The 16,551-nt window shown below is 58.7% G+C and carries 13 protein-coding genes; 7 read left to right on the forward strand and 6 right to left on the reverse strand.

Translation table 11 applies throughout. From position 1 onward, the window contains the following. Nucleotides 1-159: 159 nt before the first annotated feature. Together CH292_RS28025 and CH292_RS28030 are read left to right on the forward strand one after the other, a co-directional pair. Complete coding sequence (locus tag CH292_RS28025) at nt 160-930, forward strand: ParA family protein (RefSeq protein ID WP_032406388.1); 771 nt, start codon at nt 160-162, stop codon at nt 928-930. A gap of 440 nt (nt 931-1,370) precedes the next feature. Continuing rightward, complete coding sequence (locus CH292_RS28030) at nt 1,371-2,273, forward strand: DUF2637 domain-containing protein (protein WP_052060478.1); 903 nt, start codon at nt 1,371-1,373, stop codon at nt 2,271-2,273. Nucleotides 2,274-3,318: 1,045 nt separating this feature from the next. On the opposite strand, the gene CH292_RS28040 is transcribed toward CH292_RS28030, so the two are convergent. After that, nucleotides 3,319-3,600 carry a hypothetical protein gene (locus tag CH292_RS28040; protein WP_052060479.1) on the reverse strand — a complete coding sequence of 94 codons (282 nt, stop codon included), beginning with the start codon at nt 3,598-3,600 and terminating at the stop codon, nt 3,319-3,321. Nucleotides 3,601-3,800: 200 nt separating this feature from the next. Between CH292_RS28040 and CH292_RS28045 the strand changes: the two genes are divergently transcribed. From CH292_RS28045 to CH292_RS28060, 4 genes are all read left to right on the forward strand, one after another. Further along, nucleotides 3,801-4,997: an ATP/GTP-binding protein gene (locus CH292_RS28045; RefSeq protein WP_094656341.1), complete on the forward strand. Its 1,197-nt coding sequence runs from the start codon at nt 3,801-3,803 to the stop codon at nt 4,995-4,997. After that, nucleotides 4,994-5,353: a hypothetical protein gene (locus CH292_RS28050; RefSeq protein WP_052060480.1), complete on the forward strand. Its 360-nt coding sequence runs from the start codon at nt 4,994-4,996 to the stop codon at nt 5,351-5,353. Before CH292_RS28045 ends, CH292_RS28050 begins: the two co-directional genes overlap by 4 nt. A 316-nt stretch (nt 5,354-5,669) precedes the next feature. Beyond that, on the forward strand, nt 5,670-7,688 hold the full coding sequence (locus CH292_RS28055) for a site-specific DNA-methyltransferase (RefSeq protein WP_032406391.1): 2,019 nt from the start codon (nt 5,670-5,672) through the stop codon (nt 7,686-7,688). Further along, on the forward strand, nt 7,685-10,237 hold the full coding sequence (locus CH292_RS28060; RefSeq protein ID WP_032406392.1) for a DEAD/DEAH box helicase: 2,553 nt from the start codon (nt 7,685-7,687) through the stop codon (nt 10,235-10,237). Before CH292_RS28055 ends, CH292_RS28060 begins: the two co-directional genes overlap by 4 nt. Nucleotides 10,238-10,361: 124 nt before the next feature. Here the strand turns inward: CH292_RS28060 and CH292_RS28065 are convergent, their stop codons facing one another. Further along, on the reverse strand, nt 10,362-10,910 hold the full coding sequence (locus CH292_RS28065) for a recombinase family protein (protein WP_032406393.1): 549 nt from the start codon (nt 10,908-10,910) through the stop codon (nt 10,362-10,364). Between the two features lie 217 nt (nt 10,911-11,127). On the opposite strand from CH292_RS28065, the gene CH292_RS28070 reads away from it, so the two are divergent. Next, complete coding sequence (locus CH292_RS28070) at nt 11,128-11,640, forward strand: recombinase family protein (protein WP_256978610.1); 513 nt, start codon at nt 11,128-11,130, stop codon at nt 11,638-11,640. Between the two features lie 101 nt (nt 11,641-11,741). Here the strand turns inward: CH292_RS28070 and rho are convergent, their stop codons facing one another. The 4 genes from rho to CH292_RS28090 form a co-directional block, all read right to left on the reverse strand. Then, nucleotides 11,742-13,367 carry a transcription termination factor Rho gene (gene rho, locus CH292_RS28075; RefSeq protein WP_094656339.1) on the reverse strand — a complete coding sequence of 542 codons (1,626 nt, stop codon included), beginning with the start codon at nt 13,365-13,367 and terminating at the stop codon, nt 11,742-11,744. A 533-nt stretch (nt 13,368-13,900) separates the two neighbouring features. Then, a complete protein-coding gene (locus tag CH292_RS28080; RefSeq protein ID WP_218830212.1) occupies nt 13,901-14,494 on the reverse strand; it encodes a maleylpyruvate isomerase family mycothiol-dependent enzyme in 594 nt (197 codons plus the stop codon). Nucleotides 14,495-14,583: 89 nt separating this feature from the next. After that, on the reverse strand, nt 14,584-15,570 hold the full coding sequence (locus CH292_RS28085) for an alpha-ketoacid dehydrogenase subunit beta (protein WP_094656338.1): 987 nt from the start codon (nt 15,568-15,570) through the stop codon (nt 14,584-14,586). Next, entirely contained in the window at nt 15,567-16,538 is a 972-nt protein-coding gene (locus CH292_RS28090; protein WP_094656337.1) for a thiamine pyrophosphate-dependent dehydrogenase E1 component subunit alpha, read from the reverse strand. Before CH292_RS28090 ends, CH292_RS28085 begins: the two co-directional genes overlap by 4 nt. Nucleotides 16,539-16,551 lie beyond the last annotated feature (13 nt).

A 16,551-nucleotide genomic window follows, 5' to 3' on the forward strand; every position in this document is an offset into this window, starting at 1 on the left:
CGCAATCACGCACTCATGCACGCATGCGTTAAGTAGTTAGTTATCTAGTGAGTGACTGAACGCGTGAGTTAGATAACTAGTGAGTGAACGAACGCGTGAGTTAGATAACTAGTGAGTGAACGAACGCGTGAGTGAGTGAGTTAGTGCTAGCATGAGTTCATGAAGGTAATCATGGTGTATAGCGAGGCCGGGGGCGTCACGAAAACCACCACAGCTGTATCGCTGGCGATGGTTTCGGCGGCGGCTGGAAATTCCACCACCTTGATAGATCTGGACCCTAGAGGTGCTGCCACCAAGTGGGTCGGCAGTTATCCAGACGAATCCTGGAAGCATGTGGGAGCGATCCTTGCGGACTCGAATCCGGAGGGGTGGGCTGATGACCTGGCAATTCCCACCGAGTGGTCCGAACGTCTGCGAATTCTTCCTTCAGCGCGGTCCCTCTCGAATCGCGAAAAGGACTACGAAGACCATGCAGAGCTACGCCTCGCCGTGGCATTAGAGGGACACTCCTCGAATGTCGTAGTCATCGACTGCCCAAACCGGCAGGGTGGTCTTCTGACCCAGAACGCGCTGGCTGCTTCCACGCTTGTTGTCTATGCGGCCACGGCCAATCAAGACGGACTCGACGGGGTCGAGGGGGCGCGAGAGAGTGTCCAAAAGTTCCGAGCAAGCCGCGAGAAGATCGGGGCGACGGTCAACCTCCACGAAGCAGGGATTGTCGTCGGAGCTGTGAAGGACACGGTGATGACGAAGGTGTCCACCAAGGCGCTTGAGCTTCTACATGAAACAGGACTTCAGCTCAGCCCCATCATCCCGAACCGGACGATCGTTGACCAGTCGCGAATGACAGGGGAGTGGTACGGCAAGTTCGACAAGGGTTCCCCTGTGCTTGCCGCTTACCAGCAGGTATTTTCAAAAATCATTAATTAATGCATGCGTTCACGCATTCGTGAAAGGTAGCGACAGTGAGTAGCGAACCCGACCTGAGCATCCCACGCAGAGGGCCCCGTCCCGCCGCCGATGAAGCCGTTGACTCCGCTGAGGTCGCACGGGCAACGAAGATCCCGCCCCGACCGGTGGGGCGACCCCGCCGTCAGAGGGCCGAACCAGTCATTCAATTCTCGACGCGTTTGGGTATGAGCTACCGAGAAGCCATCGACTCGGTCATGGATGAAACCGGCGACACCATCCGCGAAATCATCGAGCACGCTCTCCTAGAGACCTACCCAGGCCACTTCAAGCAAAAGTCGTCGAAGCAGCGGTAAGACGGCGAGCTGAAACGCCCAGGCCTGACTACCACCTGCAGGGCCCCGGCAGTGCTGACACACCACCGGGGCCATCGGCCACAGACAACCAAGGAGCTGTGACCTATGAACCACCGTAACTCGCAAGCCGCCATCGAAGACCCTGGGAGCCCCTCTGAGGCACCTTCGGTCGAAATACACCCTGCTGTCATCGTGTGGGCGCTCGTAATCGGGCTTATAGTCGCTTTCGCGGTCACAGCATCAAGCTTCGCTCTCAGCTTCGTGACGCTTTATGACCTGGCAGCTATGGCAGGCGCGCGCGACTTGGCGTGGGTAATCCCCGTAGTGCTGGACGGCCCGATCCTCGCGGCCGGCATCTTCCGAATCGCGCTGTCTCAGCACTCCGACCGGCGAACCATCGTTGGTCGAAGATTCATTATCGCGGTCTTTGCCCTTACCGGCCTGGCCAGCATGGCGGGAAACGCGTACCACGCAGTGTTAACGGTGACAGATCTCGATGCCTCGGTTGCAGGGGCGATCGGAGCGCTTGCCCCCCTCATGGTGATGACGATGAGCGAGATGATCTCCATCGTCATCAGCGCGCCTCGGCTCCGCGCCTCGGGCCCACCCAACACCACCGCCCCCGATGTCGAGGTGCCGCCTAAGGCCGAGAGCGCGCAGACCAACGAAGCGACAGCCCAGCTCATCACTCTCTTCGACGAGCGTGGTGGCCTTGATGACGCTGTCTGGCTAACCGCCCACATGTATCAGAACCATCCAGACACTCAAGGCAACTTCGCCGCCGTCAGCAGGCACTTAGGCGTAACGGCTACGGCCGTGTCAAAGCGCTACGACAAGTGGGCGACGCTGATGAATGCGGTGACCGCAGCGAAAGCAGCGGAAGCCGAAGCTCGAAACTCGGCGGACCGCAACCAGGATCGCCTCAAACGCGACGCGGCGGATGATCCTTTAGTTTCCAGCCCAAGTTCCGACACTGCGGCTCCCGAGTATGCGGAGGCGACACGGTGACACAGCAACGAGCCCATTAAGACCCCGCGGCGCTGTGATCACCGCGCGGACGCCGATGAGTTTACCGACCGCGGTTACGCCGGCGCATCGATCAAAAACATCATCGCCAACTCATTCATCGAGCGAGCAAAACCACTTTCGCAGGACTCGCCTCGTAGAGGCGAGTTTCGGTTGCGCTCACCAATCACCCCCGAGCGACCGATCTGAAGAGGCGTCGGGCCCGCTGTGACCGAAACCCGCGGCGCAGCAGCTTCCTGCGGGTTTGGGTGTGCGTTTTGACCATCGTCATAACGGACGATCGAGAACGGCCTTCCAGGGCCGAGTCTGTCAGTTTCAGAAGTAGGCTGCACGATTTGCTGGGGTTTTACCCGTGATTGCAGTTGTCTTCTGACATTCTGAGTGCAGAAGTGAACTGCACAATCGGCACCACAGGTCGGGGTGTTCAAGGCTGTGGTGGGGGTGGGCGGCCGATGTGCGGACGGTCGATACGTCGACCAGAATCATCGGTATGACGGAAGAGCGGTCGGCAGAGACTTTTGTGGGGTTCGCGGTGCGCTGGGAACCCTATGGAGGTGCCGATGACGAAGACATCTTCGTGGCGTTCGGGATTTCGGGTGCGGAGTATCGGCGCCGGTTGTGGTGGGCCTTGAATCTGCCCAGTGGCCCAGACCTGGACGACGATGTCCGTGATCGACTCCGTGAGTACTCCCATGCGTACCACACGCCTACGCCATCGTCGGGCCGGTAGCGAAGTTCGCGATGCACTCAGTGGCGTGTGGAAATGGGGTGATCGCGACGTGAATCGACTTCCATCAGCGAGGGCGATCAACGCGAGGATCAGTAGTGTCGATGACGTTTGTCAGTGTCAGAAGTTGGCTGCACTTCGTGCTGACACCGGGTGTTGGCCTGGGGAACCCTTGGTGCGGTTTCGCAGCGCTCGCGTGATGTCGATGATCGTCATGGCCAACAGGGCTGGTATGGCAATGCTTAGTACGGCCGCGGACCCGATAGCCGAGGCGACCAGAATTGAGTAGATGTCCACCGGTCAGGTCTTGTCGCTGACGTCTGTCGGTGCTGTCGTCGATGGTTCGGATTTGTGGTGCTCGATGATGTCGGCGTCGTCGGCGAAGATCAGCGTTCCGTCCTCCGACGCGATGGCCCATCGATGGGGCATGGCCCGGTCTCGGCCGGCGGCAGGGACGGTCAGCAAGTAGTCGGCGAAGTCCTCGACTACGGTCCCGGTAGCGGTGCCGCCCTCTAGGCGTCGCACTTGGAGTGTGTCACCAATGGTGGGTGGTGTCGTTGTGATCTCTACCGGTTCGGTCATGATGGAATTGAAGCAGACGAATTTTCGTGGCTAATTATGCGTCTATCGATTCTCGAAGTCGTAGATGTACCCGAGACCGGTAGGTTACGGCCGAGAGGTGCAGCTCTGGGTACCGAAGGTGGCGGCACTGCGTGCACGTTTCACCTGCGGTCTCTTGTCGCAGCAGAGGCGCTCACGCCGTGTGTTGTACCTTCCCTGCCATGGCCAAATTTCCCAGGGTTCGAGAGCAACACATCGCTGTTTTCGGCGAGAGCGGTTCGGGCAAGACTGTTTTGCTGTCGTCGTTTTTCGGGCCGACCCAGGATGGGGGCTACGCGAACGATCTCTGGGACCTCGTTGCCGATGACATCGGCCAAGGGAATCGGCTCTACAGGAACTACCTCCGCATGCGGGATCTCGCGACGGCACCGAGACAAACCCAGTACAAGGCGACGACTCATTACTTCTCGGTCAAACTCAAAGGCGCAGACACCGACGCCGCCAAGAAGCGGCCCTTCGACGTCCTCCGACTCGCATGGCACGACTATCCAGGCGAATGGTTCGAGACCGAGCCCAGCAGCGCGATGGAGAGCGAGCGCCGCACCGACACCTTCCGTTCTCTACTTCGGTCCGACGTCGCCTTCCTGCTGGTCGACGGACAAAAATTACTCGACCACCGACGCGACGAAGAGCTGTACCTGAAGTCGTTGATGTTCAGCTTTCGTCAGGGGCTCTTACGAATCAAGGGCGACTTGCTCGAGGACGGGCCCATCGTCGAGTTCCCTCGGGTGTGGATCCTGGCGCTCTCGAAAGCGGATCTGTTCCCGGACTGGGACGTCGACACTTTCCGCGATCTGATCATTCTCAATGCAGCAGCAGACATCGAACAGCTCCGATCGACTATCGCCGAACTCATCGACACCCCCGCCGCCCTGTCCATCGGGGAAGACTTCCTGCTGCTGTCCTCCGCCAAGTTCGAGCGCGAGTCCACTGGTTCACAGACGCTTAATATCGACATGACCCGGCGCATCGGTCTCGATCTCGTACTCCCGGTGGCGTCGATTCTGCCGCTTCAGCGCCGTGTGCAATGGCAGGAGAAGCACGACATTCCCGGCAAAGTGCTCGACTCGCTCGCCGACGGCGCAGAGTTGCTGGCAGCAGGTCTGACAGGTCAGAAATTCGCGTCGATCGAAAAGCTTCTGGCACTGGTCAACCCAGGTAAGGGCGGAAAGGCGAAAAAGATCGCCGCCGTCGCGCTGCCCATCCTGGCGGACGCGGCGCGGTTGGTGGGACCGAAACTCAGAGAGATGAATTCGCAGGCCCGCGCTCAGCACGATTACCTGCGAGCGACACTGACGCAGTTCAAGCTGGACCTCGAGCAGGGCGTCGACGACAAGGTGATCAGGAACCCGAAGTGAGCACCAGTTCCGGACCCTCGGACATCATCTGGTCCACTCGGGGCCGTAATTGGGGTTTTCGGTTTCTTCTCGACGCCGGACTCAGCGACCCACTCCCGGACTACGAACGCGCGTTCGACGACGCTGGAGACGCGCTGACTGCGTGGCACCGCCGAGATGGGCGTGTTGCGCTTCGCATCGAGGATCCTCTCGGGCGCCGAGACTCGGCTGGCCGTGTGATTCCCCACGAGTTCGTGATCTTCGGCGACCTCGCCCAGGTCGTCGGCTCCGTCGAGGACGGTCTTCGCCAGGTGTGGCCATTGGTAGCCGAGATATACGCGGCCATTTGGGACACCCCCACCGCGCCGGGTGGTTGACAGCGTGCACCGGATCCGTCGCGACGCCGACCTATCGAGCTGACATCCCACACCTTCACCGGCGCGCCCAGTAGGGACCGCGCACGTCCCCTAAGGCTTCGCTCAGGCTTGTTCGGTCGGTAGGCCGAAGTCCTCGGTCATATTCGACACTTCGAGCGACGATGGCGCACCCCGACGGCGGTCAGCGTTCGTCGCCACCTCACGGTGAACACGATAGGTTCGCACAGAGTTGACCTGGTGGACGATTAACAGGAGACCCGGCGATAAGCTCCGGCAATGGACCAGACCCCCGCAGGCGGCGCCGCCAAGAAGTGCCATGTCTGACGAATCCAACGTCCTCGACCAGCTCATCGCCCGCATTGATGACGACACCCTTCGAACCCGGCTTTCCTCCGAGGTCGAACTTCTCCGCGGGTCCCGCCGCTTCGGCCTTGTTTTCGACCGCCATCTGCCCGAGTCCGTTCGCCTTCCCGACCACCCCGTCCGAAAAGGGATCCGTGTCGCACTACGCGACGAAACGTCCCCCGAAACCTGGCTCGTCGACCACTTCACCGACCGAACCCGTGAGAGAGCAGTCCTCAGTGGAGACGGAGGTACGCGCCACGTTGCCGACCTTGTCGTTGTCCGAGAATTCGACGAGCCAATCTATCCAGGACTCCGTACTGTCGAACGGATCGAAAACGGGCCATCAGACGCGCCGTGGCACATCGTCATCAACGGCGAAAATTTCCACGCCCTCCAGGCCTTGCGGTCGACTCACCGCAACAAAGTCGACCTGATCTACATCGACCCTCCCTACAACACGGGGAATGATGGCTGGATCTACAACGACCGTTACGTCGACCAGAATGATCGGGCCAAATCCTCGAAATGGTTGTCGTTCATGGAACGGCGTCTGCTGATCGCCCGAGACCTCCTCAAGTCGACCGGGGTCATCATCGTGGCAATAGGTGACGAGGAGCACCACCGACTACGCATGCTGCTCGACCAAGTATTCGGAAGTGCAAATTTCATTTCGAACGTCGTATGGCAGGGCGGTCGTAAGAACGATTCCCGATATATCTCCAACGGGGCCGACTACATGTTCTTCTACGCCCGCGACTTGGAAGCGTTGAGCGCTGCTGGGACGCGGTGGCGCGAGGAGAAGGTAGGCGTTCACGCTGCCCTGCAGAAGGCTCAAAGCATCTGGGAGGCCAGCAGTGCCGACATCGACAACGCCAACACCGAATGGAAGCGTTGGCTTCGTGCCAAGAAAACAGGCGGGGAAATCACCGATTCGGTAGCGCGTTACGACCTACTCGACCCGGCAACAGGACGCCCCATCAACACTTACCAGGACATCACATGGCCTGGCGGTGGCGGTGGAACCTACCAGGTCAAACATCCTGTGACCGGTAAGCCGGTGAAGTCTCCCTCCAGAGGCTGGCTGTACAAGGACCCAGCGCGCATGGAGAGAGAAATTGCTGAAGGGCGCGTCTGGTTCGGAGACGACGAGTCGACAATTCCCCGCAAGATAACGTTTTTGGACGAAATGGATGAGCAGGTTGCCTTGTCTGTGTTTACGCAGGACCGCAAGGCGTCGAATACCCAGTTTCGGAACATTATTGGAGACCTGCGATTTCCGAACCCGAAGGATCGCGATGTCCTCATGCGATGGATCGGTCTCGTTGCACCCGCTGATGCTATTGTGCTGGATTTCTTCGGCGGCTCGGGAACAACCTGTGATGCTGTCATGGAATTGAATAGGCAGGACAACGGAACCCGACAGGCGATCTTGGTGACCAACAACGAGATCGGGGCCACCGAAGCGAAGAAACTACGCAAGGCTGGTCTTCATCCAGGCGATGATGAGTGGGAGTCGAAAGGCGTCTTCGAGCACGTTTGCAGGCCTCGTATCTCGACCGTTGTTTCCGGTCACCGCCCAGATGGCACCATTTATTCGCAGGGACTGCCTGCGAACGTGGAGATGTTCGACCTGACCTACCTCGATCCAGGCATGGTTCGCAGGGGCCGTGAGTTTGAGGCCGTCGCTCCTCTGATGTGGCTCGAAGCCGGCGCACGCGGCCCCCGGATTGATCGAATCCCCGACAAGGGTTGGGCGCTGACTGGCAGCTACGGCGTGTTGTTCGACGTCGACGTGCTGGTGGAGTTCGCTCGGGCAATCGCCAGCGAGTCTGTGACTGGGGCTTCGCCTACGGTTGTGTTTGTCATTACAGACTCCGAAGCCGAGTACCAGCGAGCCGTCGAGCGCCTCCCGGTTGGCGTCAACACCGTGCAACTCTATGAGGATTACCTGTCGAACTACACCATCAACATCGCTGGTGGCGCGCGGTGAAATTTACTCTGGAGCCCTACCAGAGCTCGGCGGTCGAATCCGTGCTCGCCAACCTCGCCAAAGCCCGTGCCGGATACCTCGACGATGGTGAACGCACTGCGGTGGGCCTGACCGCTCCCACCGGTGCCGGTAAGACCGTCATCGCCACGGCGGTGCTTGAGGGGATCTACAAAGGCACGTCGATCAGGGCTGCCAACCCCAACATGACGGTCTTGTGGATCACTGACGACCGAGCACTCAACGCCCAGACCATCGCAAAAATCACCCAGGCATCGGGAGGCGCGATCGACATCAACCGCATCCGCTTCATCGCTGAGGACGACCACCGCACCCTGCAACAAGGTCATATCTACTTTGTCCACATCCAGGCAATGCAGAAGAACTCGACGTTGCACGCTGTGCGCGCCGACGGCACTCCTAACGACAAACGAACCCACGGCGCATGGGACATGATCGCCAACACCGTCCGCGAACGTGGCGAGGACTTCCTTGTCATCTGGGACGAAGCGCACCGCGGCTCCGGCACCAAGAACACCGACCGCAAGTCGATCGCCGGAACCATTGTCGACGGTGGCACCACGAACATCGGCACCAACCAACCGCCCGCTCCAGTCGTACTGGGCATCTCAGCCACCCCCGATCGCTTCCTCGCCGCTATGAACGCCGCAAATCGGACACCGCGCTTGGTCGAAGTCAAAGCCGGCGACGTCCGTGAGTCTGGTCTTCTCAAAGACCGCATCCTGCTGCGAAGCCTGGGGGAGTCGCAGTCGGCTGACAACACGATGCTCGCCCTCGCCGTGGAGGATCTGAGGTCTTCCGATGCATCCTGGCGAAGCCACCACGAAGCCACCGGCGACCGGCTCGTCGAGCCGCTTCTGGTCGTTCAAGTCGAACAAGGGCTTTCGCCGGCGAAGGAAGAAGCAAGGCTCGCCGAAATCCTCGCAGTAATGGAATCGACATGGCCGAAGCTCTCCGACTACGCGATTGCTCACGCCTTCGGCGATCACGCCCAGTACAAGGTTGGTGACAAGACGATTCGTTACCTTCCTCCCGAGGCGATCTCCGGCGACGACCAGGCACGCGTGGTGCTGTTCAAATCGGCGTTGACCACCGGCTGGGACTGCCCGCGAGCAGAAGTGATGATTTCGTTCCAGAACAAGGACAGCTACACCGAGATCGCCCAGCTCATCGGCCGACTGGTCCGAACACCGCTGGCCAAGCGCATCGAGGGGGGCGACGAGCGACTGGGGGAGGTGGCGGCCTACCTGCCAGGGTTCCGAACCGAGCACGTGGCGCGAGTAGTGAACGCGCTGACCGAAGACGAGACTGTCGAGATCGACATCGTCATCGCCCCCGTCCTATGCGGGAGATCGACAGCTGTTCCCCCGGCGTTGTTCGACCTGCTGGACACGCTTCCCTCGTACACCAGACAGAGGACATCGTTCGGTTCCCGCACCGGGCAGTTGATGCGACTGGCCGCAACGCTCACGGAGCATGGTCTGATCGATCAAGGCTCGGCCAAGGCCAAGCGATGGATCGTCGATCAGATGCACGCGGCCGACAGTCAGCGAAGCAGCGAGATCGACGCCAAGGTCGACGACATCATGTCGCTGTCCATCAGTACGACGATGGTCTCCTACGGAGAATCAATCATGCAGAGTGTCGGTAAAACCGACACCCCAACTAATGAACGCGACCTTGAAGGTTACTTCCAGCGAGCCAAGCGTTTGCTCCCGGACGGATCCGCCAACTGGTATTTCAACGAGCTCTGCGACCGCGGCGAGGACGAAATCGATGCATCCGCGCGTCTGGTTGCGATGGCCGATCTTGGATTCGCATCCGTCGTGGAGAACCAGGCGACGCTTCTGATCACCGACTGGCGAAATCAACACGCTGCGAAGGTATCTGCCAAACCCCGCCATATCCGCGACCAGACAGAACCGCTCTGGCACCTCGGCTCGGAACCGATGCTCCCCACCACCGTCGAGACGCGCGATACTTATCCGGCCGCTACAGAGAAGATTCGTGGTAACACCGTCGAGTCCATCGAAACATACCCGGCGCACCTTTTCGTCATCCCAGACGGCAAGCCCCACGCCGGCCGCTTTCCTGTCGACACGTCCCGGTCGTCGTGGGAAGCGGAGGTGCTCGATGCCGAACTAGCAGTCGAGACTCTCGTCGGGTGGTATCGCAACCCCTCGTCAGGTCGGCACGCGCTCGCAGTTCCTTATGAATTCGGGGACAAGCACCAACTGATGCACCCCGATTTCCTGTTCTGGCACGACGACGGTGATGGAGAGTACGTCATGGACATCGTCGATCCGCACAGGTTTGATCTCGCTGATACTTCGTCGAAGTGGTCGACGCTCGCGCGTTATGCCCATGAACATCCAGATCGAGTCCGCCGCTGTCTCGCCGTCGCCGAGGTGAGTGGGGCGCTACGAGCGTTGGACCTCACAGCAGCCGGAATTGAGGCGCGGATTGCCGCAGCGACCAACCAGAACCTTATCGAGGCCCTGTTCGCCGCAGAAGGAATGGCCTATCCCTGAGACCCGGATCGTTGGCAACCAGGGGAGGCTAGCAACTACTTTGTTGGTCTACGTGACTGAGTCCGACATCCCTGTCACCTTGGCAATTCGGGACACGGTTTGGGGGTTCCCGTTGCTACGCGCGCTATTTCAGGTACCGGTATAGCGTCGATCGGGATACGCCCACGACGTCTCGGATATCGGCCAGTGACATGCCGCCGGCACGCATTCGCCGGGCCTGCTTGATCTTCGCCTCCGACATCGATCGCGGTCGGCCACCCGTTCGGCCCTGCGCCCGCGCGGCCGCCAGCCCGAGCTGCGTGCGCTCGCGGATGAGGTTGCGCTCGAACTCCGCCAGGGCACCGAAAATCGAGTAGATCAACTTGCCGCCCGAGGTGGTTGTGTCGATCGACTCCGTCAGCGACCGAAACCCCACACCATCGGAGTCGAGATCTTCGACCGTCTGTAGAAGGTGGGGGAGTGATCGCCCGAGACGGTCGAGCCGCCACACCACCAGAGTGTCCCCGGACCGCAGATGCGAGAACAGGTCCGACAACTCCGGCCGTGACGTCGTCGCGCCGCTCGCCGTCTCCACCCACACTCGCGAACACCCCGCAGCGCTGAGAGCGTCCCTCTGCGCATCGGCGCTCTGCTCGGTCGTCGACACCCTCGCGTACCCCAAAAGTTCACCCACAACGATCAAGTGTGTCAGAACTCGTCATATAGACACATTGCGTTCGGCAGGTTTTGGACATGAGTTTTGACACATACATTGCTCGTCGACCCTGTGTCAATAGCTCGATGTGTCTAAAACGATGGTTAAAGACACGTAGTCATAAGTGAGCGCCTAGGTTCGGACGATCGGGCAGTCAAAGCACCAAAGGAGCAATCTAGCGTTTTCGCTAGATTACTTGAGAGGTGTCAAGTGCAGCGCACTTCTGAACTCGTGCACTCGTCTTCTGAAACTGACAAACGCCATCAACGCCAGCCGCGAAGGTGACGAATTCTGCGTCAGCAAACTCGACCGACTCTCCCGATCGGCCGGCGACCTCCACGAAACCGTGAACCGACTGGTCGCCAGGGGAGTGGCATTGTCGATCGACGGGAAGGTCTACGACCCGTCGGACCCCATGGGCAAGATGTTCATCGGAATGCTCGGTCTGATGGCCGAATTCGAATCCGACCTCATCCGAGCCCGCACCCGCGACGCCATCGCCGCAGCCGCCGCGGCCGGCAAGATGAAAGGACGGCCCCACACACTCACACCAGAAGAGCGCGCATACCTACTTCAGGTGTATGAGACACGGCAGTTCAAGATCGAAACGCTCTGCAAGAACACCGGATTGAAACGATCCGCCCTCTACAACAACCTCACCCTCGCGCGGGACGAGCGAGACGCTCTGGCTGTCGCGAGAGGTGAGTAGTGCAGTCCACTTCTGAAACAGTGCAGCCGTATTCTGAAACTGACACCTAGAATCCGAGGTGCAGGACGACTGACAATCTGGGATTTAGGCCGTTCTAGAATCTATTGTTTCAGTACTTGCATCAAAAATTCAGCGTTGTTACGGGTCTTCTTCAACTGTCCAATCAACAGGTCAATTGCTTGCTGGGAATCGAGCCCGCTAAGGACGTGTCGCAACTTGTATACTATTGGCGCTTCGTCCGGGGCTAGGATCAGCTCATCTTTTCGGGTACTAGATGGGGAGACGTCGACGGCAGGAAAAACGCGGCGTTCGGCGATTTTCCGGTCCAGTTTCAGTTCTGCATTGCTGGTGCCCTTGAATTCCTCGAATATCACCGTGTCGCCGGTCGAGCCAGTCTCTACCAGGCATGTTGCAACGATGGTAAGTGACCCGCCATTCTCGATGTTCCGGGCGGCACCGAGGAATCGCTTCGGTGGGTATAGCGCTGCTGAGTCGATTCCACCGGACAAGATTCGGCCCGAGCCTGACGACGCATTATTGTAGGCACGGCCCAGTCGGGTAATCGAATCTAGCAGCACAACGACATCCTTACCATCTTCGACCAACCGTTTTGCGCGTTCGATAGCGAGCTCAGCGACCAACACATGGTCGGAAGGCGGCCGGTCGAAGGTTGACGAAATAATCTCTCCTTTCACCGATCTCTGCATATCGGTGACTTCTTCAGGCCGTTCGTCGATCAGCACAACCATCAAATAGCACTCGGGGTTGTTGGTAGAGATTGCATTAGCTATGTCCTGCAGAACCGTTGTTTTACCCGCTTTTGGAGGAGACTGGATCAGTGCACGTTGGCCTTTCCCGATCGGCATGATCAGATCGATTACTCGCGTGGTCAAGCGATCGGACGTTGTCTCGAGACGCAGTCTTTCATTCGGATAGAGTGGCGTTAGTCGGCCGAATTCAGGACGGCGTTTGGCGGCTTCGACGCCACCTCCATTTACGGTGTCCAGCTCAACTAACGAATTAAACTTCTGCCGCTGGTTTCGTTGTTCGGTCTCATGAACAATCCGAACCTTCCCAGTAATCGCATCACCCCGGCGAAGACCGTTCTTGCGAACCATGTTCATAGCGACGTAGACGTCGTCCGGGCCCGACATATAACTGGACGTGCGCAAAAAGGCGTAGTTGTCAAGGACATCGAGGATACCCGCGACGGGCTGCAAAACAGCATCATCATTGGAGTATCGATTGTCCTGTGGATCGCTGTCCTGTTGTTGATCGATTTCGCGTGGTCGTCGTCGGTTGCGTCCTCTTCCGCGACCATCACTGCGTGCGCCGTTACGATTTCGTCGGTTGTTCTTTCCGTCACCGTTCCGTCCCGTAGTCCGGTCGTCTGGTGTGTCATCCGCATCGGGTTCGGGCTGAGGATTGTTTGACCGTGGCTGACTCCCGTCTGGCTCTGCAATCTCTTCTGTCGATTTAGTTGTTGATTGCGAGACCTTTAGCGCTGTCGTCGCGTCGGCTCTATCAACAAACTCAGAGGTATTCGCATTCATCAGATCGGAAATCAATTGTACTAATTCAGGTTTCCGCATGCCTGATACGCCTTTAACGCCCATATCTGACGCAACCGACTTCAATTCTGGAAGCTTCATTGATGACAAGTCCTTGGGCGGCCAGTCGGCACCCGAGTCGGAACTCGACATTATTATAATGTCCGTGTTCGTCATAAGAAAATCCTTTCGATTCCAGTCTTGTTCCAGTGAATAAGGATAGTTCGGAAGATGTGAACTTTGCGAGATCGCGGTTTTTGCGCCTGATTATCTAGACGTATATTGGCGAGAAGAGAATCGGAGACAATCCGCGATGTCGGACATTGATCTTTGCTGGTGAACATTCGAGCTTGTGCCAGCGTTACGTCGTGAAGGACGATTTGTTACCCTGAACGCTACACGATACGGTCGGTGCGTTGGGATTGAGACCGACAGTACGCGAGGGTTCGTCAGATATCAAGTCTGATGCTCTTCAGCCGGAGTTTCCCTCGATGGTGGACGACTCCAGGAGGGTTCTCCTTTGTCCTTGGGGTGGCACGCGGACGTGAATATCGTTAGGTGGCGTTCTGCAGTTCGCCCGCAGAGCGAAATCTATTGGGCTGCTGCGATAATGACGAGTTGGTTCTGCGTGACCGCCTTAGCCTGCCCAGCGAACAATCTCCCTGCAACCGTTGGTTGTCGTGTCAGGACCTTGTCTCGCTTCTTGGGTGTCAGATTGCTCGCCCAAGGAACGACAACAGACGAGCCTGTTTGTCCGCACCTGGAGGCGGTGTCAGTTTGGGGCCGAAGGTGGTCGGGGAACGAATCACGATCAAGCGCGCGAGGGAGAACGACCGCGCAGCAAGATCGGGTTCCATGCGAACGTCTATGCCGACTGCGGACCCGATGTCCCAGGCATGCACGAGAGTATCGAGTGTCGACAACTCGACGAAGTCTGCAAGGGTCGATTGGGGTCGGCGGTCCACAAACCACGCCGGCGCGGGTTCAAGGAGGGTCTCCTCGACAATGGCGTGGGCGGTCGTGGACCGAGCGGCACGCCAGGTGGCCAGGGGGTTGTCACCTGCCAGGGCGCCCGGATTAGTAGACCCAGGTGGACCTACATCGGTGATGTAGTCGTGGCCCGCGAGGTGGTGGCGTAGCACTTCCAAGCTCCAGGTGACATGCCCTGCAACGTCGCGCAGTGACCAGTGTTTGCACGCCGACGCATTGCCCCATAAGTCTGTGGGAACAACGCTGAGCACCGCGTCGAAGGCGTCCTGGGACCGACGATAGTTATCCAAGATGTCGATATTTGTTGTTTCCATTGGTCCTTGCCGGGTTATCGTAGGAAAGCCTCTACAGAGACCGTCTGCTGCCCCTGCGGCTTGTGCATCTCGACTCTTGACTCTCCGATCTATCGAGCCAACACTTCAGTTATTGCCTGTGTCAGTTGTTCAGGCCCAGGAATCAACTCTTTATCGAGTGCCAGAGAGTACGGAATTACCGTCCCGCTGGGCCGACATACCCGTTTTGGGGGTGCCAGTAGCTCACAGTGCTCAGCCACGGTCGCAATAATCTCCGCCCCTAGACCGCACATTCGGTTCGAGTCGTCGATCACAACCAGTCTGCCAGTCTTCTGTACTGAGTTGAGAAGGCAATCCCAGTCGAGTGGGTAGATCGTCCGGGGATCGATTACCTCTAGATCCACCAGACCACTCATGCTCTCTGCCACGTGTAGCGCTGTGTCCACATGCTGCCCAACAGCCACTACCGTCAGATCCCGACCCTCCCGCAGGACGTTGCCTTGCCCGAGTGGGATCAGCTCAACTGACCCGGAGTCCATGGCCCCGAACGTCTCCAACAGCGATGAAGGGGCAAAGATGGCGACGGGATCGGGGTCCTGAATTGCAGACCGCAGCAGTCCATACGCATCTGCGGGTGTGCTTGGAATGACGGTCTTGATACCTGCGTGTGCGAGCAAGCTGTAGGGGCTGTCCGAGTGTTGCCCGGCCCACCCGTATCGCGAGCCGGATCCCGAGACCATGTACGTCACAGGTACCTGGACTTGGCCACCAGTCATCAAGGAAAACTTGTGGGCTTGGTTGACGATCTGTTCGAATACTAGATATATCAGGGATGAAATGGCGTACTCGATGACGGGTCGTTTACCGAGCATTGCAGCGCCGGTTGCGAAACTTGTAAATGCCTGCTCGGACAAGGGCATGTCCAGTACGCGTTCTGTTCCGAACTGTGGCAGCAGTCCCGCAGTGACCCCGCTCGCGCCGACTCCGACATCTTCGCCGATCACGAGTACGGCATCATCTGCTGCCATTTCGTCATGTAGTGCGCGGTTCAGTGCTTGAAGGTAACCGGGAATTGAGGGAGATTGCACGTCAGTCATTGGGTCACTCCTGTTTTGGCCGCGCCCAAGCCCGAGTAGAGGTACAAAAGCGCATCTCTCGGGTTTGGGGTCTCGGCTCCTCTGGCAAAATCAACAGCACGCGCAACTTCTTCTTTAACGGCACTGTCGATCTCGGTGACGGTTTCAGTGCGCAGTTTATTTCGAAGGGCAAGGATAGGGTCGCGCTGACGCCATTCGGCAACCTCGTCGATGTCGCGGAACTCGATTCCGAGCTTCTCAAGGATCGAATGGTGCCCGAAAAAGCGGTAGGTCAAGCACTCTAAGAACGCCGGACCGGCACCAAGTCTGCACCGCTCTATGAGTTCCTCGGCCTTACTTGATACGGCTTCTGCGTCCATACCGTCCACGGTATGCGCAGTCATCCCGAAACCTTCGGCGCGTCGTGCTGCGTTGCCGGCTAAGCCGGATTCGAGCTTGAGACTGGTGGCGTATCTGTTGTTCTCACAGACGAACAGCACAGGAAGAGACCATAGCGAGGCAAGATTGAAAGCTTCAAGCAGCACCCCTTGGCTCATAGCTCCGTCGCCGAAGAAGCTGACAACTATGTCCGAGCTGCCGCTCGTTTTTGCGACCCACGCAGCGCCGGTGCCAATTGCACCGCCAGCACCGACGATCCCGTTCGCGCCGAGGATGCCCAGCTCGATGTCAGCAGCATGCATAGATCCGCCGCGACCCTTGTTGAAACCTTCGACGGTGCCAAGAAGCTCCGCCAGAAGGCGACGCGGCTCCGCACCTTTAGCGAGGACGTGCCCGTGCCCCCGGTGAGTGCTGGTGATGTAGTCACGCGTCGTCAAGTGGGCGCACACGCCAGCAGCCACCGCTTCTTGACCAATATACGGATGAATCCCGCCGATTATCTCCCCTGAAATTGCCATCTCCAGACACTGTTCTTCGAACTCTCGAATCAGCTTCATCGAGCGATACAAAGCCACTTGATTTGCGGTCATGGTTCGTCAACCC

This window comes from Rhodococcus sp. 14-2470-1a, assembly GCF_002259425.1.
In the GTDB taxonomy this organism is placed as follows: domain Bacteria; phylum Actinomycetota; class Actinomycetes; order Mycobacteriales; family Mycobacteriaceae; genus Rhodococcoides; species Rhodococcoides fascians_E.

What these genes read in the sequence shown, in the direction of transcription:
- CH292_RS28025 (WP_032406388.1), top strand. Translation starts at nt 160, where the DNA reads ATGAAGGTAATCATGGTGTATAGCGAGGCCGGGGGCGTCACGAAAACC.
- CH292_RS28030 (WP_052060478.1), top strand. Translation starts at nt 1,371, where the DNA reads ATGAACCACCGTAACTCGCAAGCCGCCATCGAAGACCCTGGGAGCCCC.
- CH292_RS28040 (WP_052060479.1), bottom strand. Translation starts at nt 3,600, where the DNA reads ATGACCGAACCGGTAGAGATCACAACGACACCACCCACCATTGGTGAC.
- CH292_RS28045 (WP_094656341.1), top strand. Translation starts at nt 3,801, where the DNA reads ATGGCCAAATTTCCCAGGGTTCGAGAGCAACACATCGCTGTTTTCGGC.
- CH292_RS28055 (WP_032406391.1), top strand. Translation starts at nt 5,670, where the DNA reads ATGTCTGACGAATCCAACGTCCTCGACCAGCTCATCGCCCGCATTGAT.
- rho (WP_094656339.1), bottom strand. Translation starts at nt 13,367, where the DNA reads ATGACGAACACGGACATTATAATAATGTCGAGTTCCGACTCGGGTGCC.
- CH292_RS28080 (WP_218830212.1), bottom strand. Translation starts at nt 14,494, where the DNA reads ATGGAAACAACAAATATCGACATCTTGGATAACTATCGTCGGTCCCAG.
- CH292_RS28085 (WP_094656338.1), bottom strand. Translation starts at nt 15,570, where the DNA reads ATGACTGACGTGCAATCTCCCTCAATTCCCGGTTACCTTCAAGCACTG.
- CH292_RS28090 (WP_094656337.1), bottom strand. Translation starts at nt 16,538, where the DNA reads ATGACCGCAAATCAAGTGGCTTTGTATCGCTCGATGAAGCTGATTCGA.